Origin of the sequence: Microvirga vignae (genome assembly GCF_001017175.1) — a bacterium.
GTDB lineage: Bacteria > Pseudomonadota > Alphaproteobacteria > Rhizobiales > Beijerinckiaceae > Microvirga > Microvirga vignae.
This window is the reverse complement of sequence record NZ_LCYG01000032.1, coordinates 13,760-31,767: the sequence shown is the minus strand read 5'-3', so window position 1 is coordinate 31,767 and position 18,008 is coordinate 13,760. Positions and strand designations below refer to the sequence as shown.

20 protein-coding genes are annotated in these 18,008 nt (G+C 61.9%); 12 read left to right on the top strand and 8 right to left on the bottom strand.

Annotated features, from left to right (window positions below; translation table 11 throughout):
- Nucleotides 1–90 precede the first annotated feature (90 nt).
- The 4 genes from trhO to AA309_RS12595 all read left to right on the top strand — a co-directional run bounded on the left by trhO (nucleotide 91) and on the right by AA309_RS12595 (nucleotide 2,021).
- Nucleotides 91–846: an oxygen-dependent tRNA uridine(34) hydroxylase TrhO gene (trhO, locus tag AA309_RS12610; protein WP_047189590.1), complete on the top strand. Its 756-nt coding sequence runs from the start codon at nucleotides 91–93 to the stop codon at nucleotides 844–846.
- Nucleotides 839–1,060: a SlyX family protein gene (locus tag AA309_RS12605; RefSeq protein WP_047189373.1), complete on the top strand. Its 222-nt coding sequence runs from the start codon at nucleotides 839–841 to the stop codon at nucleotides 1,058–1,060. The genes trhO and AA309_RS12605 overlap by 8 nt, the downstream gene beginning before the upstream one ends.
- Before the next feature lie 65 nt (nucleotides 1,061–1,125).
- Nucleotides 1,126–1,491, top strand: coding sequence for an ArsR/SmtB family transcription factor (locus tag AA309_RS12600; RefSeq protein ID WP_047189372.1), 366 nt, complete (start codon nucleotides 1,126–1,128; stop codon nucleotides 1,489–1,491).
- Nucleotides 1,488–2,021: an SRPBCC family protein gene (locus AA309_RS12595; protein ID WP_047189371.1), complete on the top strand. Its 534-nt coding sequence runs from the start codon at nucleotides 1,488–1,490 to the stop codon at nucleotides 2,019–2,021. Before AA309_RS12600 ends, AA309_RS12595 begins: the two co-directional genes overlap by 4 nt.
- 91 nt (nucleotides 2,022–2,112) lie before the next feature.
- Here the strand turns inward: AA309_RS12595 and AA309_RS12590 are convergent, their stop codons facing one another.
- A complete protein-coding gene (locus AA309_RS12590; protein ID WP_047189370.1) occupies nucleotides 2,113–2,334 on the bottom strand; it encodes an alkylphosphonate utilization protein in 222 nt (73 codons plus the stop codon).
- A 235-nt stretch (nucleotides 2,335–2,569) separates the two neighbouring features.
- Here AA309_RS12590 and groES point away from each other — a divergent pair, with 235 nt between their 5' ends.
- From groES to AA309_RS12555, 7 genes are all read left to right on the top strand, one after another.
- Nucleotides 2,570–2,884, top strand: a complete 315-nt coding sequence (gene groES / locus AA309_RS12585) for a co-chaperone GroES (protein WP_047189369.1) — start codon at nucleotides 2,570–2,572, stop codon at nucleotides 2,882–2,884.
- A 51-nt stretch (nucleotides 2,885–2,935) separates the two neighbouring features.
- Complete coding sequence (groL, locus tag AA309_RS12580; protein WP_047189368.1) at nucleotides 2,936–4,561, top strand: chaperonin GroEL; 1,626 nt, start codon at nucleotides 2,936–2,938, stop codon at nucleotides 4,559–4,561.
- Nucleotides 4,562–4,881: 320 nt separating this feature from the next.
- A complete protein-coding gene (locus tag AA309_RS36420) occupies nucleotides 4,882–5,193 on the top strand; it encodes a sigma factor-like helix-turn-helix DNA-binding protein (RefSeq protein WP_047189367.1) in 312 nt (103 codons plus the stop codon).
- Between the two features lie 76 nt (nucleotides 5,194–5,269).
- Entirely contained in the window at nucleotides 5,270–5,818 is a 549-nt protein-coding gene (locus AA309_RS12570; RefSeq protein WP_047189366.1) for a DUF4142 domain-containing protein, read from the top strand.
- A 2-nt stretch (nucleotides 5,819–5,820) separates the two neighbouring features.
- Nucleotides 5,821–6,150: a cupredoxin domain-containing protein gene (locus AA309_RS12565; protein WP_047189365.1), complete on the top strand. Its 330-nt coding sequence runs from the start codon at nucleotides 5,821–5,823 to the stop codon at nucleotides 6,148–6,150.
- Between the two features lie 362 nt (nucleotides 6,151–6,512).
- Entirely contained in the window at nucleotides 6,513–7,601 is a 1,089-nt protein-coding gene (locus AA309_RS12560) for a TRAP transporter substrate-binding protein (protein ID WP_047189364.1), read from the top strand.
- 165 nt (nucleotides 7,602–7,766) lie between these two features.
- A complete protein-coding gene (locus AA309_RS12555) occupies nucleotides 7,767–8,765 on the top strand; it encodes an LLM class flavin-dependent oxidoreductase (RefSeq protein WP_047189363.1) in 999 nt (332 codons plus the stop codon).
- Between the two features lie 100 nt (nucleotides 8,766–8,865).
- Here the strand turns inward: AA309_RS12555 and AA309_RS12550 are convergent, their stop codons facing one another.
- From AA309_RS12550 to AA309_RS12540, 3 genes are all read right to left on the bottom strand, one after another.
- A complete protein-coding gene (locus AA309_RS12550) occupies nucleotides 8,866–9,708 on the bottom strand; it encodes an ABC transporter permease (RefSeq protein WP_047189362.1) in 843 nt (280 codons plus the stop codon).
- Nucleotides 9,705–10,652 (bottom strand): ABC transporter permease, encoded by a 948-nt coding sequence (locus AA309_RS12545; protein ID WP_047189361.1) that lies wholly within the window; start codon nucleotides 10,650–10,652, stop codon nucleotides 9,705–9,707. Before AA309_RS12545 ends, AA309_RS12550 begins: the two co-directional genes overlap by 4 nt.
- Before the next feature lie 109 nt (nucleotides 10,653–10,761).
- Nucleotides 10,762–12,291, bottom strand: a complete 1,530-nt coding sequence (locus AA309_RS12540) for an ABC transporter substrate-binding protein (RefSeq protein ID WP_425286873.1) — start codon at nucleotides 12,289–12,291, stop codon at nucleotides 10,762–10,764.
- A gap of 128 nt (nucleotides 12,292–12,419) precedes the next feature.
- Between AA309_RS12540 and AA309_RS12535 the strand changes: the two genes are divergently transcribed.
- Complete coding sequence (locus AA309_RS12535) at nucleotides 12,420–12,707, top strand: DUF2218 domain-containing protein (protein ID WP_047189360.1); 288 nt, start codon at nucleotides 12,420–12,422, stop codon at nucleotides 12,705–12,707.
- An 8-nt stretch (nucleotides 12,708–12,715) separates the two neighbouring features.
- Here the strand turns inward: AA309_RS12535 and ampC are convergent, their stop codons facing one another.
- From ampC to AA309_RS12515, 4 genes are all read right to left on the bottom strand, one after another.
- The gene (gene ampC, locus AA309_RS12530; RefSeq protein ID WP_047189588.1) at nucleotides 12,716–13,882 is read right to left on the bottom strand and encodes a class C beta-lactamase; all 1,167 of its coding nucleotides are present in this window, start codon (nucleotides 13,880–13,882) and stop codon (nucleotides 12,716–12,718) included.
- Nucleotides 13,883–13,973: 91 nt separating this feature from the next.
- On the bottom strand, nucleotides 13,974–14,720 hold the full coding sequence (locus AA309_RS12525) for a glucose 1-dehydrogenase (RefSeq protein ID WP_047189359.1): 747 nt from the start codon (nucleotides 14,718–14,720) through the stop codon (nucleotides 13,974–13,976).
- Nucleotides 14,721–14,747: 27 nt separating this feature from the next.
- Nucleotides 14,748–16,220 carry an aldehyde dehydrogenase family protein gene (locus AA309_RS12520; protein WP_150117526.1) on the bottom strand — a complete coding sequence of 491 codons (1,473 nt, stop codon included), beginning with the start codon at nucleotides 16,218–16,220 and terminating at the stop codon, nucleotides 14,748–14,750.
- Nucleotides 16,217–17,845: an ABC transporter ATP-binding protein gene (locus AA309_RS12515; protein ID WP_047189358.1), complete on the bottom strand. Its 1,629-nt coding sequence runs from the start codon at nucleotides 17,843–17,845 to the stop codon at nucleotides 16,217–16,219. Before AA309_RS12515 ends, AA309_RS12520 begins: the two co-directional genes overlap by 4 nt.
- Nucleotides 17,846–18,008: the final 163 nt, after the last annotated feature.

Here is an 18,008-nt window from a genome sequence, read left to right as displayed (position 1 = left end):
CGGGGACGGCCATGACGGAAGAGGAGAGAGCGACACCAAGCACCGTTGGAGCGGGTTTTCCAAATAGCCGCCTGCTGGTAGAGAATGGCCATGACGTACAAAGTTGCCGCTCTCTATCAGTTCGTTTCGCTTCCCGACTTCCGGGACATCCGCGATCCGCTCCATGCTGTCTGCGCCGATCTCGGGATCAGGGGCACGCTCCTGCTCGCTGAAGAAGGGATCAACGGCACCGTGGCCGGAACGGAAGAGGGCGTCGATGCCCTCGTGGTCGAGCTGCAGCAAGGCCCGCTCTTCCATGGCCGCCTCGACAATCTGGAGCTCAAGTTCTCGACAGCCTCCGACATGCCGTTCGGCAAGATGAAGGTGCGCCTGAAGAAGGAGATCGTGACGCTGGGCGATCCGCAGACGGACCCGACGAGGCAGGTCGGCACCTATGTGTCGCCTGCGGAGTGGAACAAGCTCATCGAGAGCCCGGACGTCATCCTGCTCGACACCCGCAATAATTTCGAGGTCGAGATGGGCACCTTCGCCGGGGCCGTCGATCCGCGCATCAGGAAATTCAGCGAGTTCAAGGATTTCGTGAAGAAGGAGCTCGACCCGTCCAAGCACAAGAAGGTCGCCATGTTCTGCACCGGCGGCATCCGCTGCGAGAAGGCCAGCTCCTACATGCTGGGCCAGGGCTTCGAGGAGGTCTACCACTTGAAGGGCGGCATCCTGCAATATCTGGAGGATGTGCCCGAAGCAGAGAGCCGGTGGAACGGCGGCTGCTTCGTGTTCGACGAACGCGTGTCTCTTGGCCATGGGTTGGTCGAACGCCCGGAGGACAGGAGCCCGGCCGATGAGTGACGTTGAGGGCATCAACGCTCGTTTGGAGGCCCTGGAGGTGCGCGTTGCCTATCAGGATCAGGTCATCGAAGACCTGAACCAGACCGTCATCGACCAATGGAAGAAGATCGACGCGCTCAAGCGCCAGCTCGCCGAATTGCTAGACCGCGTCCAGGAGGTCGAGGACAGCTCGACCGGACCCCGCGCACCTGAGCCCCCGCCGCCGCATTACTGAGGCCTCTGGCCGATTATTCAACCAATCGGTTGACTATTCAAAAGTGTGCGCCTATATTCAACCATATGGTTGAATTACAGACATCTCGGCTGGACTCCGTCTTTCACGCTCTCGGCGATGCCACGCGCCGGCGGATGCTTCGCGAACTGGCCGGGGGAGAGCGAACAGTCAGTCAGCTTGCAGAACCCTTTGAGATTTCGCTCGCGGCCGCCTCGAAGCACATCAAGGCGCTGGAAAATGCAGGGCTGATCCGTCGCGAGGTGCGCGGCCGCACCCACGTGTGCCGCCTCGCCCCTGGGCCGCTTGCGAGCGCCCATGAATGGCTGAGCTTCTACGAACGCTTCTGGACCGAGCGTCTGGACGTGCTGGAGCGGCTCCTCCGTGAGGAGGATGCCCGCAAAACCCCACCCCCGAGAGGAGACGACCCATGACTGATCTTGCGACCTTGGACGCCTATGGTGTGCTGACAGAGCCCGCGACATTGACGATCCAGCGCCTGCTGCCGGGCCCTATCGAGCGCGTCTGGGCCTATCTCACGGAGAGCGAATTGCGCCGGCAGTGGCTGGCAGCTGGCCATATGGAGATGACGTTGGGTGCACCCTTTGAATTCGTCTGGCGAAATGACGAACTCAGCAACCCGCCTGGCCAGCGCCCTGCCGGCTTCGCGGAGGAGCACCGAATGGAGAGCCGGATCACCGAACTCGATCCGCCTCGCAAGCTCGCCATCACCTGGGGAAGCACCGGTGGCGTTTCGTTCGAGCTGGAGCCTCAGGGCGGCGAGGTGCTGCTTACCGTGATCCACCGCCGCCTGCCGGATCGCGCAACGATGCTGAACGTCAGCGCCGGCTGGCACATGCACCTCGATATTCTGGCGGCGCGCATGGCGGGCGAGGAACCGGAGGCGTTCTGGGACGGCTGGGCTCGCCTGAAGAGCGAATACGACCGGCGGCTGCCGGCCTGACCGAAATCGCGGTGAAGCTCCGCCGCATGATCGAGAAATATCCGCTTTTCCACGTCATGGCCGCAACAGGTGCGGCCATGACGAACCAGTTCTAAACCTTCTTCACGAAGCAGGTCTTGAGCACGAGACCTTTGATCTGAGCCGATCGGCACTCGATCTCTTCCGCATCGTCCGTCAGGTGGATGTTCTTGAACACGGTTCCCCGTTTCAGCGTCGTGGAGGAGCCCTTCACCTTCAGGTCCTTGATGACCTGCACGGAATCGCCCTCGTTGAGCTGGGCCCCGTTGCTGTCCCTGACAACCAAATCGCTCATATCGGTCTCCTTGGGCGCGCCTCGCGCCCCGCTGAAGAGGCCATAGCCCCCGGCCTGATCCCTTGTCCATCAGAGCTCTTACCGACCAGCTTGGCACTCGTGAACTCTAACTGCCAAAAAATTTTACCCGCCCCTCTTGAACGGTGAAGCTTGCTCAACCAAATTTTCGATCGCGGAGGCCCGGAGGGGCTCCGCACATGACAGTTAACGCACTGAAAACATTGGAGGAAGCTTCATGAAGTTCCGTCCTTTGCATGACCGTATTCTGGTCAAGCGCATCGATGCGGAAGAGAAGACGGCGGGTGGCATCATCATCCCGGACACCGCCAAGGAAAAGCCCCAGCAGGGCGAGGTCATCGCCGTCGGGCCTGGCGCCCGCAACGAGGCTGGTCAGCTCGTCGCCCTCGACGTGAAGGTCGGCGACCGCGTGCTCTTCGGCAAATGGTCCGGCACGGAAGTGAAGATCGATGGCGAGGATCTCCTCATCATGAAGGAGAGCGACATCATGGGCGTGCTGGAAGAGACCGCCGCTCAGAAGAAGGCCGCTTAAGGCCAAGCAATCAGAGTCACATATCGTTACGTCTCGAAGGAGTGACGAACAATGGCTGCTAAGGAAGTCAAATTCTCATCGGACGCGCGCGAGAAGATGCTGCGCGGCGTCGACATCCTCGCCGATGCGGTGAAGGTGACCCTCGGCCCGAAGGGCCGCAACGTGGTGATCGAAAAGTCCTTCGGCGCTCCGCGCATCACCAAGGACGGCGTCACCGTCGCCAAGGAGATCGAACTCGGCGACAAGTTCGAGAACATGGGCGCGCAGATGGTCCGCGAGGTCGCCTCGAAGCAGAACGACCGCGCCGGCGACGGCACGACGACGGCGACGGTGCTCGCCCAGGCCATCGTGAAGGAAGGCGCCAAGGCGGTGGCTGCCGGCATGAATCCGATGGATCTCAAGCGCGGCATCGACATGGCTGTCGAGGCTGTCGTGGCGGACCTCAAGAACAACGCCAAGAAGGTCACGTCCAACGACGAGATCGCCCAGGTCGGCACCATCTCGGCCAATGGTGATGCCGAGGTCGGCCGCATGCTGGCCGAGGCCATGCAGAAGGTCGGCAACGAGGGCGTGATCACCGTCGAGGAAGCGAAGTCTCTCGCCACCGAGCTCGATGTGGTCGAGGGCATGCAGTTCGACCGCGGCTATCTCTCGCCGTACTTCATCACCAATGCCGAGAAGATGCGCGTGGAGCTTGAGGACCCCTACATCCTCATCCACGAGAAGAAGCTCTCCGGTCTCCAGGCGATGCTGCCTGTTCTCGAGGCCGTGGTGCAGACCGGCAAGCCGCTGCTCATCATTGCCGAGGATGTTGAGGGCGAGGCCTTAGCGACTCTGGTGGTCAACAAGCTGCGGGGCGGCCTGAAGATCGCCGCCGTGAAGGCGCCGGGCTTTGGCGACCGCCGCAAGGCCATGCTCGAGGACATCGCCGTTCTCACGAAGGGTCAGGTCATCTCCGAGGACCTCGGCATCAAGCTCGAGAACGTCACTCTCCCGATGCTCGGCCGTGCCAAGAAGGTGGTGATCGAGAAGGAGAACACCACCATCGTCGATGGCGCGGGCGACAAGAAGGACATCGAGGCGCGCGTGGCGCAGATCAAGGCGCAGATCGAGGAGACCACTTCGGACTACGACCGTGAGAAGCTGCAGGAGCGTCTGGCCAAGCTGGCCGGCGGCGTCGCGGTGATCCGCGTCGGCGGCGCGACCGAGGTCGAGGTGAAGGAGAAGAAGGACCGCGTGGACGATGCCATGCATGCCACCAAGGCAGCAGTCGAGGAGGGCATCCTGCCCGGCGGCGGCGTCGCACTGCTTCGTGCGCTGAAGGCGCTCGACGGCGTGAAGCCCGTCAACGACGACCAGAGAACCGGTATCGAGATCGTGCGTCGCGCGCTCCAGGCTCCGGCTCGCCAGATCGCTCTGAATGCAGGCGAGGACGGCTCGGTGATCGTCGGCAAAGTGGCCGAGGCAGAGGACTACTCCGCTGGCTGGAACGCCCAGACCGGCGAGTTCGGCGACCTCTACAAATTCGGCATCATCGACCCGGCCAAGGTCGTGCGCGTGGCTCTCGAGGACGCAGCCTCCGTGGCCGGCCTCCTCATCACCACCGAGGCCATGATCGCCGAGAAGCCGAAGAAGGAAGCTGCGGCTCCGGCCATGCCCGGCGGCATGGACTTCTAAGCATCTTACTTCTGCCAGAACAGGAAGGCGCCGTCATTACCGGCGCCTTTTTCTTTGGGATGATGGGCTTCTGTAGCCGAGAACCTTCTGGTCTATGCTGCCATCCAACAGGCGGATAGCAGGTGCAGAATGCCGGCCAAGCCGAAATCCTTTGTCGATTGGACAACATCGGATGACGAGAGTCTTGTGAGCCTCGCTCTGGCAGGCGCGCCTCAGGCCTTCCGGGCTCCCATAAACATCATAACCGGCATCTCTGCAGGGTCGCGCGTGGAATTGTCGGGAACGACACGGATGCAGAGGATGTTCTCCAGGAGGCTTATGTGCGCGCCTTTGCTCACCTCGGCGAGTTCAGAGGCGATTCGCCCATCTTCCGGACGGTCTTCATCATGCGCGAAGTCGAGGAGATGAGTGTCGAGGAGACGGCAGCGCAGCTCGGGATCAACGCGGCGACAGTCAGGACGAGACTGCACAGAGCCCGTCGATTGTTGCGCAAGGCTTTGGACGAGCGCCTCGTCTCGGCCATGAAGGATGCCTTTCCCTTCGATGGCCTGCGCTGTGCCCGCATTATGGACCGCGTGATGCAGAGAGTGCTCGAACTCCAGCGAGTACGGGAACCTCATCCTGCCTGGTGACATCTCATGGAGCAGGCATGGGTTCTGCGCTGCAAACTGGCTTGGATCGCATGCCCAGTTGTCACAGGAGATCCATATGTCCAGGCTTCACATTGCGCTCTTGGGCGCCAGCCTCTGTCTTGCTTCGCAAGGCGCCTTTGCTCAAACCCCCGCCAAACCGACCGATCCTCAGATCGCGCACATTGCGTATACGGCGGGTCAAATCGACGTCACGGTTGCCGAACTGGCCTTGAAACAGTCCAAGAACAAAGATGTGCGGGCTTTCGCAAACGACATGATCCGCGATCATAAGGCGGTGAATGAAAAGGCTTTGGCACTCGTCAAGAAGCTAAACGTCAAACCTGAGGATAATGATACGAGTCGCGCGCTCGCGCAGCAGGCGCAAGCCAAACAGAAAGAGCTGAGCTCTTTGAAAGGCGCTGCTTTCGACAAGGCTTATGTGCAAAACGAGGTCGCCTATCATCAGCAGGTCAATGCCGCTCTTCAGAATACGCTGATCCCGTCAGCGACAAATGGCGAGTTGAAAGATCTGCTCTCGACGGGTCTCAGGATCTTCCAAGGTCACCAGCAGCATGCGGAGCAGCTTGCAGGTCAGCTCCCGAGCCGCGCCTCGGCCGTGAGATGATCATGTTGGCTCGGGGTCTCCAAATCGGGACACGGGTCGTGGCTATGCTGGGCTTGACACTTGCGGCCGCTTCCTCCGCCGACAGCCCGCACCGTGCCGTCATGAAGGCTGCCGACTACGCGCCCAAGCAGGTCAGAGTACAGGTGGGCGACGTTGTCGAATGGGTGAACCAGGACATCGTTGCTCATACGGCGACGGCGTCAGACAAAAGCTGGGATATCAGCGTCACGCCGGGGCGGAGCGGACGCATAACCATGCAGGTTCCGGGCACGTTCGGCTATTTCTGCCGTTATCATCCCAATATGAAAGGTGAGATCGTCGTCGAGCGGTAGAACATTGATCCATAGGACCATGCCGTTTCAGGCCGCGTGGTCCTATTTACGCTTGCCCTGGAACAAGTAAGAGCATGCAGTCATTGCACGGGTTGGTGTTTGGCCCTGCGTGGGATTCATACCAGAAGGTCAATGCAGATGGCGGCAGAAACATCGTTCCCGTCCGCGGCAAAGGGCGGTATCTCCAGCCCATCAACGGTTTGGTGGCAGTGTCTTCCTGGATCACTCGGGGGAAACCGCGATGACGCGCTAAACATTGAAGGAGCGGCTGCGCCTTTGGTCTAACTTTACTCAGCGTAGCTCATCCCTGTTAGCGAGGGTTCCGAATAATTTACACGCCCCCAAATTGGAGGAAGCTTTTCATGAAACGCCGCAATTTTCTCGCCACGGCCGGTGTAGGCATTGCCGCAGGCGCTGTCGCCAAGCCGGCGATCGCTCAGTCGAATCCTGAAATCCGCTGGCGTCTGACCTCCGGTTTCCCGAAGTCGCTCGATACGATCTATGGCGGCGCGGACTTCCTGGCGAAGTACGTCTCCGAAGCGACCGAAGGCAAGTTCCAGATCCAGCCTTTCGCCGCTGGTGAAATCGTCGGTACCTTCCAGGCGGCCGACGCGGTCTCTGCCGGAACGGTCGAGATGGCTCATACGGCTGCCTACTACTACGTTGGTAAGGATCCGACCTTTGCTGCGGCTGCGGCGGTACCATTCACGCTCAACGCCCGCCAGCTCAATGCCTGGCAGTATCACGGCGGCGGCATCGGCCTCGTGAACGAATTCATGGCCAAGCACAACCTCTATGCTCTTCCGGGCGGCAACACCGGCACCCAGATGGGCGGCTGGTTCCGTAAGGAGATCAAGACCGTTCAAGACCTGCAGGGCTTGAAGATGCGCATTGCGGGCATCGCCGGTCAGGTCATGGCGAAGCTTGGCGTCATCCCCCAGCAGGTGGCGGGCGGCGACATCTATCCGTCGCTCGAGCGCGGCACCATCGACGCCGCCGAGTGGATCGGCCCCTATGACGACGAGAAGCTCGGCTTCCAGAAGGTCGCGCCGTTCTACTACTATCCGGGCTTCTGGGAAGGCGGCCTGACGCTCCACTTCATGTTCAACAAGGCGAAGTGGGAATCGCTGCCGAAGAACTACCAGGCCATCCTGGAGGCAGCCTGCATGGCCGCCAATCAGGACATGCTAGCCAAGTACGACGCCAAGAACCCGGCGGCTCTCCGCAGCCTCGTCGGTGCTGGCGCGCAGCTGCGTCCGTTCTCGGCGGAGATCCTCGATGCCGCCTTCAAGGCCACAAACGAGGTTTATGCGGAAATCTCCGCCCAGAACGCGGACTTCAAGAAGGTCATCGATTCGATCCGTGCCTTCCGAAACGAGGAATATCTCTGGTTCCAAGTGGCCGAGTACGCCTTCGACAGCTACATGATCCGGGCCCGCACCCGCGGCTGAGCCTAGAGCAGTCGAAGACCTCGAAACCCGGCGCCGAAAGCGCCGGGTTTCTCTTATGCAAGGCTGCTGCGCCTTGGGCGAGGAGCTTCGGGGGTTGTATCAAGAGCGCAGAGTGCTGATCTGAAGACTTCCTGTCGCCCAGCCTCGTTTGAGAGATCCTTGCCCATGCCGCCGCTTTCCATCCTCGACCTCGCACATATCACGGAAGGCTCCACGGCTTCCGATGCTTTGCGCAACTCGCTCGATCTGGCACAGAATGCAGAGCGCTGGGGCTATAACCGCTATTGGCTCGCCGAGCATCACAACATGATCGGGATTGCGAGCGCTGCGACGAGCATCGCGATCGCGCATGTGGCCGGCGGAACCAAGACGATCCGCGTGGGCGCAGGCGGCATCATGCTGCCGAACCATGCGCCGCTGATCATCGCCGAGCAGTTCGGGACCCTCGATGCGCTGTTCCCCGGTCGTATCGATCTCGGGGTCGGCCGTGCTCCCGGCACCGACCAGCGCACCATGCGCGCGTTGCGCCGCGATCCGACGAGCGCCGATACCTTCCCGCAGGATGTGCTGGAGCTGCAGGCTCTGCTCGGGCCGCTGCAGCCGGGCCAGGCGATCCAGGCGGTGCCGGGCACCGACAGCAATGTGCCGATCTGGATTCTCGGCTCCAGCCTCTTCGGCGCGCAGCTAGCAGCCATGTTGGGGCTGCCTTATGCCTTTGCTTCGCATTTCGCGCCAAATGCCCTGTTCCAGGCGCTGCAGGTTTATCGCGAGCGCTTCCAGCCCTCGACCCAGCTCGACAAGCCCTATGCGATGGTGGGCGTGAACGTGATCGCCGCCGATACGGACGAGGAGGCGAAGTACCTCTTCACCTCGGCGCAGCAGGCCTTCACCAACATGTTCCGCGGCACGCGCGGCAAGCTCCAGCCGCCTATCGACGATATCGAGACCTATTGGACGCCAGCCGAGAAGGTGCAAGCCTCCAACATGCTGGCCTGCTCCTTCGTCGGCTCGGCGCAGACCGTGCGCGAGGGTCTTGAAGGCTTCATCGAGCAGACGGGCGCGGACGAACTGATCGTGGCCTCGGCCATCTACGATCACGGCAAGCGCCTGCGTTCCTACGAGATCCTGGCAGACGTGCAGAAGGCGACGAGCAAAGTCACCTAAAGGATCGGACGAGAAAAGTGGTTTCCACTTTTGGGTCCGATGTCCCTTTCTTGAAGAGCACATCGTGCGGAAAACCGGGTCCACTTTTCCGCACGATGCGTTAGGCCGAAGCGCCACGGCCCTTCAGCGTGGGGTCCAGCGCATCACGCAATCCATCGCCTAAGAGATTCAAGCCCAGTACCGAGAGCGCAATCGCGATGCCCGGCGCGATGGCAAGATGAGGAGCTTGCGAGAGATAGGTCTGCGCATCGCTGAGCATGCGGCCCCAGCTCGGGTTCGGCGGGCGAACGCCCAAGCCGAGATAGCTCAAGCCCGCTTCGGTGAGGATCGCGAGTGCGAGCTGGATCGTGACCTGCACGATGAGCGCACCTGCGATGTTGGGCAACACATCCTCCCAGGTAATGCGCAGGGGATGCTTGCCGATGGCGCGAGCGGCGGCAATGTAGTCGAGGGTCCAGATCTGGAGCGCCACGCCACGCGTGACGCGCGCGAAGACGGGCACGTTGAACACGGCAATCGCCAGAATAGCCGAGAAGGGGCCAGAGCCGACGAGAGCGCCGATCATGATGGCCGAGAGAACGGCGGGAAAGGCGAAGACCACGTCTGACACGCGCATGGCGATTTCGTCGGCGATGCCTTTCCATGCGGCGGCCGCCGTACCGATGGCGGTGCCGATGGCGGCTCCGAGAAGAACCGCAGGCCATGCAATGGCGAGCGAGTTCCAGGCTCCCACCATAAGAAGTGACAGGACATCGCGCCCGAAATGATCCGTGCCGAGCAGGCCGGCTTCCAGCGGTGCTTTGAGGCGCATGGCGACGCGCACGCGGGTCGGCACCTCCGGGGTCCAGACGAGCGAGAGGAGAGCGGTGGCGATCAGCAGGGCTGTGAGGATGCCGCCGATCACGAGGGCGGCGTTCAGGCGGATGGAGGAGCGCTTCGTCATGTCCGACTCCTCAGGCGCGGATCGAGGATCGTGTAGCCGATATCGACGAGGAAGTTCACGACGATCACGAGGCCGGAAAAGATCAGCACGATATCCTTGATCACCACGAGATCGCGCTGGTTCAGCGCCTGATAGGCGAGCCGCCCCAGACCTGGCAGGTTGAACACGTTCTCGACCAGGATCGCACCGCCGAAGAAGAAGGAAAGCTGCAGGCCAAGGATCGTGGTGACGGGAATGAGCGCATTCGGCACCACATGGCGGCGCAACGTGGCGCGTTTGTCCACGCCCTTCGCCCGCGCGGTGCGCACGAAATCCGCGCCGATCACTTCCAATGTGGCCGAGCGCGTGACCCGGGTCAGCACGGCGGCTTGGGGCAGAGCGAGGGCGACAGAAGGCAGCAGAAGCGCTTGAAATGCTGGCCATAGTCCCGCGCCCCATCCGGGAAAGCCGCCGGCTGGGAACCAGCCGAGGCGGGTGGAGAAGAAGAGAATGAACAGGAGGCCGATCCAGAAATTCGGCACGGCCACGCCCATCTGGCTGAACACCAGCACGGCCCGATCCACCGGACCGTCGCGCCGCGCAGCTGCGGCGATGCCCAGGGGCAGGGCGAGGGCGGTCGAAATCAGAATAGCGAGAAGGCTCAGCGGCAGCGTCACGCTCATGCGCTCGGCCACCAGTGTCGAGACCGGCATCTTGTAGGTGATCGACAGCCCAAGATCGCCGTGCAAAATCCCGCCGATCCAATCCAGGTAGCGAAGCAGAGCCGGTTGATCGAGCCCGAGTTCCTGCCGCAACGCCGCCAGCGTATCCTCCCGAGCGGCAGTCCCCAGCATGATCGCCGCCGGATCGCCCGGCAGCACTTCCAATATCAGGAAGATCGCCAGCGAGACGAAGAGCAGGGTGATGGCGAGCGAAGCCAGCCGGGAGATGACGAGGCGCAACACGGGTGAGGGCTGCCTATCCTTTGGATTGGATCCTGATCACAAGCAAACAGCATTCTCATGGCCGGCGTAAAGCCGAACGAGCCACGGAATGCTGTTTTTCTTGAGCCGATTAGTCAGTCCACGACACTTCCGTCACGTCGTTCGACGGGATCGGCGAGTTCTCCCACAGGCCTTGCAGCTTGGCATTCCACACGCCGAGCTTCGGCAGCTGGAAGAGGAAGAGGGCAGGCACGTCCTCGGCCAGGATCTTCTGCGCTTCCGCATATTTGGCAAAGCGCGCCTTCTCGTCCGTGGTCTTGCCGGCTTCCGCGATCAGCGCTTTGAACTTGTCGTTCTTGTAATTGAAGTAATAGTTGTCGCGGGCGAAGATCTCGATATCGAGTGGCTCCGTATGGGAGACGATGGTGACGTCGTAATCCTTGGCCTTGAATACCTCCTCGATCCACTTGGCCGGGAACTCGGTGGGGATGATCTTCATGTCGACGCCCACTTCCGCGAACATGGCGGAGAGCAGCTCCGCCGAGCGGCTCGCATAGGCCATCTGCGGCGTCTTGATCGTGATCGACAGGCCATTGCCGTAGCCAGCTTCCGTCAGCAGCGCTTTCGCCTTTGCCGGATCGTAGGGAATGACATTGGTCATATCCACGAAGGCGGGATGGTTCGGCGAGAAAAAGCTGCCGATGGGTTGGCCGAAGCCGGAATAGGCGCCCTCGATCAGCGCCTTGCGATCCACCGCGTGCATCAGGGCGCGGCGCACCCGCACATCGTCGAATGGCTTCTTGGCGCTGTTGAGGCCGGCGACCGTTTCGCCTTCCGTGTTGCCGGCCACCGCCTTGAAGCGGGAATCCTTCTGAAATTCGGCGAAGAGTTCGGGCGCGCTGATGGTCGGGAAAGCGTCCACGTCCCCGGAGCGCAGGGCCGCGACCTGCGCTTGTGCGTCGCTGATGAAGCGGAAGGTGACGCTTTCGAGCTTCACCTTGTCCTTCTGCCAATAATCGGGATTCTTGACGAGCTCGACCTTGTCGCCACGCGTCCAGGACTTGAACTTGAACGGTCCCGTGCCGACCGGGTTGGCTTTGTTGTTCTCGGCCGTTTCAGGCGCCACGATCACGGCATCGCCCCAGCCGAGATAGTAGAGGAAGTTGCCCGAGGTCTCCTTCAGCTTGATCACCACGGTTGCCGCATCGGGCGTCTCAATGGAGGCGATGGGCGCGAAGATCTGCTTCTGAGCATTGGTGGATTTCGGATCGCGGGCACGATCGAAAGCGAATTTCACGTCGGCCGAGTCGAAGGAGGTGCCGTCATGGAACTTCACACCTTCCTGCAAGCGGAAGGTGTAGGTGAGGCCATCGGGTGAGATCTCCCAGCTTTTCGCCAGCAGCGGCTGCACCTTGCCGCTCCGATCGATGCGCACAAGGCCCTCGTAGAGATTGACCCAGGTGACCTCTCGGATCGCGACGGGCGCGGCAACCGTCGGGTCGAGGCCCGGAGGCTCGATGGGCATGCCGACGACGAGGGACGTCTTGGCGGCAAAGGCCGGAAGGGCGCTGACGGAGAGGAGCAGGGCGGCGGCCAGGAAACGCTTCGACATGGGGCGGATCTCCATCCGGTGTAAGGGGCGAAGGGTCGCGGTTGCCATTAGCTTACGCAGAGTGACGCCGGAGGGAAGATGTTCCTTACCGATTTTTAACGTGCCGGCGGGGTTTCAAACGCATAAATCTCTGGAAATGAACCTCTCGTAGGGAGAGGCTGCACGAAAGGCTCAAGATGGCTCGTGAGACAGCCCAGGTGCCGACCGGCAACGGCGCCCGCTACCTTCAGCAACTCTGCAAGCATTGGAGCCATAAGCTCGATGTGCAGTCGAGCGATAACGAGGGCATCGTCCGCTTCCCGAACGCCATCGCCACCATGAAGGCGGATGACGACAAACTCACGGTAACGGTCGAAGCGGAGGACGGCGAGACCCTGGAGCGGATGAAAGGCGTCGTCGCCTCTCATCTCGACCGCTTTGCGTTCCGCGAGGCTCCACTCCTGTTCCAATGGGTGAAGGGCTGAGGGGCAGGTTATTCCCTTAGGCGCGAAAGCACCTGAAGGGCGGCTTCCACCCGTGCTTCATTCGGATAGGCCTTGTTCGCCAGCATGACGATGCCGACCTTCTTCTCCGGAACGAAGGCCACATAGGCTCCGAAACCGTTGGTCGAACCAGTCTTGTTGAGGATCATATCCTCTCTCGGTGCCATGGGCGGATCAATTGCGGTTGCCGGCATTGCCTTCATGTTCATCGAGTTGCCGGCAACGATTTTTTCCAGCTCGACCGGATAGGGATATTGCTCCCAGACGAGATCCTGGATCAGCTCGCCCGAGCGGAAGTAGCCGGTATGTGTCGCCTTGAGGGCGCGGGCGACTCTCGTCGGAACCGTGCCGATCCCCATGTTCACTTCCAGAAAGCGGATCATGTCGACGGCGTTCGATTTCACCCCATAGGCTTCGTTCGCGAGGAGAGCTCGGGAGACCCGGACGGGTCTGCCGTCGCGATTGTACCCCCAGGCATATGACTTCATTTCCGCTGCAGGAACGTTGACATAGGTGCGCCGCAGCCCGAGTTCGGAGAACAGACGCTCCGCCAGGGTCTCGAAGCTCGCCTCCATAGTCTTTGCGGCGATCACGCCCAGAAGGCCGATGCTCGGGTTGGCGTAGCTGCGATGCGTGCCGGGAGAGAACCGGGGTTTCCACGCGCGATAATAGGCAATGAGCTGTTGTTGATCTTTCACGTTGTCGGGCAGCTGGAGCGGAAAACCGCCAGCCGTATGCGTAGCGAGATCCAGCAATCGCACATCGTCCAGGGCGCTCCCCTTCAGCTCGGGCATGTGCTTGCTGACGGGATCGTTGAGCGACAGCTTTCCTTCACCCTCGGCGTAGGTCGCCAAGGTCGCGGTAAACGTCTTGCTGATCGATCCCAGTTCGAAGAGCGTGTCGCGCGTGACGGAAACCCGAGGGTCGTTCGAGGCGAGGCCGTATTCGATGAAATGGCGCGTCCCGCCGACCGTCACGGCGACGGCCAGTCCGGGGATTCCATATTGTTGGATGACCGGCTTCATCGCATCATCGACAACCTGCCGTACCTTGGCGTCCTGATCGGAGCCCGCGCCAAATGCGGTGGACAGGCTGCCGAGCGCATAGGCGAGGAGAGCGGCTGCGAGGCTGGGAGAGAGTCGCGAGTGCAAAGGCATTGCCTCTTGGTTCGGAATGCGCGCTGCAAGCAGGAGCGGATCCCGGGCGTTCCCGAGATCCGCAGAACGAGGGCTCAGGCTGTCGCGCCGATCAGATGCAGCGCCCGCCATCGACCTCCAGCACCACGCCGGTGATCATGCTGGCGTCGTCGGAAGCCAAATAAAGCGCCGCATTGGCGATGTCCTGCGGCGTGGAGAAACGGCCGAGCGGGATCGAGTTGACGAATTGCTGACGTCTTTCGGGCGTGTCCTCACCCATGAACGTCGCGAGCAGCGGCGTCTCGCCTGCCACCGGCGCGAGAGCGCAGACGCGGATCCTCTGAGGCGCCAACTCCACCGCCATGGATTTGGTCATGGTGTGCACCGCACCCTTGGTGCTGTTGTACCAGGTGAGGCCCGGACGCGGACGCAATCCTGCCGTGGAGCCCACATTGATGATGACGCCGCCTTGGTCCTGCATGAGCGGAATGGCGGCCTTGGCGAAGAGATAGATAGACTTCACGTTAACCGCGAAGATGCGGTCGAACTCGTCTTCCTCCACTTCCAGCATGGACCGGTTGCGGTGAGTGATGCCCGCATTGTTGACCACAATGTCGAGCTTGCCGAAGGCCGTGAGAGTTTTGGCCACCGCCGTGTTCACATCGAGGGCCTTCGAGACATCGGCGCCCACACCAATGGCCGAAGCTCCGATCTTTTCCGCAGCAGCCTTGGCAGCGGCTTCATTGATGTCGATGATGGCGACCTTTGCACCTTCGCGGGCGAATGTTTCCGCAATACCCAGACCGAAGCCCGATCCGGCGCCCGTGATCAGCGCCACCTTGCCTTCGAGGCGTTTCATGGTTTTTCCTCGTTAGTTTTGTCAGTCTTATCCGTGAGCCATGACGAGGGTCTTGGTGGTCGTGAACTCGATCAGGCCCTCGAAGCCTTTCTCGCGGCCATGGCCTGATCGACCGAAGCCACCGAAGGGCAGCTCGATACCGCCTCCCGCGCCGTAGCAGTTCACGAATACCTGGCCAGCTCGCATGGAGCGGGCCACGCGCGTGGAGCGCATGGCGTCGCGGGTCCACACGCCGGCCGCAAGACCATAAGGCGTGCCGTTCGCTAACCGGATCGCCTCCGCCTCGTCCTCGAATGGAGTAGCCACGAGAACCGGGCCGAACACTTCTTCCTGGGACAGCATGCTCTGGTGCGGCACGGGCGCGAAGAAGACCGGCGGGACATAGAAGCCTTCAGCGGGCGCATCGATGGCTACCACGCCTTCGCCCATGACGGTGAGGCCCTCGTTGCGCGCGCGATCCAGATAGCCGAGAACGCGGCGCTGCTGGGCCTGGTTGATCATGGGGCCGAGATCGGGCTCGCGCTCCGGATGGCCTGCCCGCAGCGCCCGGAAGCGCTCGGCAACCGCATTCACCACATCCTCGAAGATGCCGCGCTGAATCAGCAGGCGGCTGCCCGCCGAGCAGGTCTGGCCGCCGTTCTGGATGATGGCGTTGACGAGGCTGGGGAGGGCGCGCTCGATATCCGCATCGTCGAAGACAATCTGCGCCGACTTTCCGCCGAGCTCAAGGGTTACGCCCACATGATTCTTGGCCGCAGCCGTCTGCACGGCCGTGCCGGTCTCAGGGCTTCCCGTGAAGGACAGGAAGTCGATGCCGGGATGGGCAGCAAGCGCCGCACCCGCGGTGCGGCCAAGACCCGTCACGAGGTTGATCGCCCCATCAGGAAAGCCAACTTCACGGGCGAGGGCGGAGACGCGCAGAATGGTGAGCGATGCATCTTCCGCAGGCTTCACGACGGTGGCGTTGCCGGCAGCAAGCGCTGCGCCTACGGAACGGCCGAAGATCTGAAGCGGATAGTTCCAGGGCACGATATGCCCCGTGACTCCATGCGGCACGCGCTCGACGCCGATGAAATGCGTGTTGAGATAAGGAATGACATCGCCGTGCAGCTTGTCGGCGGCGCTGCCGTAATATTCGAAATAGCGGGCAAGCGCGACGGCATCCGCGTGGGATTGACGCAGGGGCTTACCGTTGTCGCGGCTCTCAAGGGCTGTCAGCTCATCGGCATGCGCCTCGACGATGGCGGCGAGCTTCATCAGCAAACGTCCGCGCTCAGTCGCCGTCAGCCTGCCCCAGGCTCCCTCGAAGGCGTTGCGCGCGGCCTTGACCGCTGCATCGACGTCCTGCGCCGTGCCGGAAGCGATTTTGGCGAAGAGCACGCCATCGACCGGCGAGACGACGTCGAGCAGCATCCCGTCAGAGGCTGGGACGTCCTTGCCGCCGATGAGATTCTTGAAAACCATGTTCGGTGCGATGTTCGAGCTGATCTGGTCGTTCACCGGTTCTGCACTCCCTGAAATATTCTTGCCTTTCCCGGCACGGCGGCCAGAAGCTGACGCGTATAGGCGTCGCGCGGATCGGCGAAGAGTTGCGCAGTTTGGGCCATTTCGACAATTCGACCTTTTTGCATGACAGCCACGCGATCACAGATCTGGGCAGCGACGCGAAGATCGTGGGTGATGAAGAGAATGGAGAGGCCTAGCTCGTTCTGCAAGCCTTTGAGCAGCTTCAGGACGTCAGCCTGCACGGAGACATCAAGGGCCGAAACGGCCTCGTCCGCGACCAGCACGTCAGGCTTCATTGCGAGCGCCCGGGCGATGCCGATGCGCTGGCGCTGGCCGCCGGAGAATTCGTGCGGGTAGCGCTCGGCGGATTGGGAGGGCAGGCCCACTTTCTCAAGCAGGTTGCGGGCTTCTTCGAAAGCCTTGACGGGATCGACGCCTTGCGTGATCGGGCCCTCCGCAATGATGTAGCCTACCTTGCGCCTCGGATTCAAGGAGGCGAAGGGGTCCTGAAACACGATCTGGATCTTGCGCCTGTGAGGACGCAGGTCAGCTTGCGAGAGAGCGCTGAAGGGCAGGCTTCCGATCTCGATTGTGCCGCCATCCGGCTCGATCAGCCGCAGAACGCAGCGCCCGACGGTGGATTTGCCCGAGCCTGACTCGCCCACAAGTCCAAGGGTTTCGCCGCGGCGGATGTCGAAGCTCACCGCATTGGCCGCCTGGACCTCGCGACTTTTCCTGAAAAGGCCATGTCCACCATAAGATTTAGTAAGGGCATCGACCTTCAGGATGGTCGGCTCGTTCTGCAATTCCTTCGGCGGAGGAGGCGTGAGCGACGGAACGGCGGCCAGAAGTCGCTCGGTATAGGGGTGCTGCGGATTGTGAAGCACCTCATCCGCCGTTCCCTGTTCCACCAGCTCGCCGTTCTGGAGAACGGCGACGCGGTCGGCGATCTCGGCCACGACGCCGAAATCGTGCGTGATGAAGAGAACTGCCGTGCCTTTCTTGCGGCGCAGGTTGTCGATGAGCTTCAGCACCTGCGCCTGTGTGGTGACGTCGAGTGCTGTCGTCGGCTCGTCGGCGATGAGGAGCTTGGGCTCGAGCGCCAGGGCCATGGCGATCATCACGCGCTGCCTTTGGCCGCCCGAGAGCTCGTGCGGATAGGCACGGGCGATGAGCTCCGGGTTCGGCAGGTTCACTTCGGTGAGCAATTCGACGGCGCGCCTGTACCGCTCGGCCGGGCCTAGGAGGCGATGCGCCTGGAAGGTTTCGGAGATCTGGTCCGCCACGCGCATGACCGGGTTGAGCGAGGTCATGGGCTCCTGGAACACCATGCCGATGTCCCGCCCGCGAACGTCGCACCATCCTTCTTCATCGAGGGAGAGCAGGTCGAACCCACCGAGTTTGATGGCGCCGGAACGTACCGTGACCGAAGGCGGCAGAAGGCCGATGGCAGCCATCGCCGTCATGGACTTGCCGGAGCCCGATTCCCCGACGACGCAGAGCGTCTCGCCCGGCTGGATCGTGAGGGAGAGATCCTTGATTGCGTGCTGCCGGTCGGCTAGGGCAGGCAGACCGATGGAGAGGTTTTCAATCGACAGCACGGGGGAGGGGCCGGTCACACACGTTCTCCTGCTACGGACTTCCGGAGTCAGACGGAGAAGGGAGCATCTTCGCCCGGTAGCCCATTCGTCAATCCATTTGGGCTCTTTGGCGTTTGAAAACCCGCCTGCCCGCTTGGTTGGGAACAGCCGCATCAATGGCGCAGGCATGATGAAGCCGCCT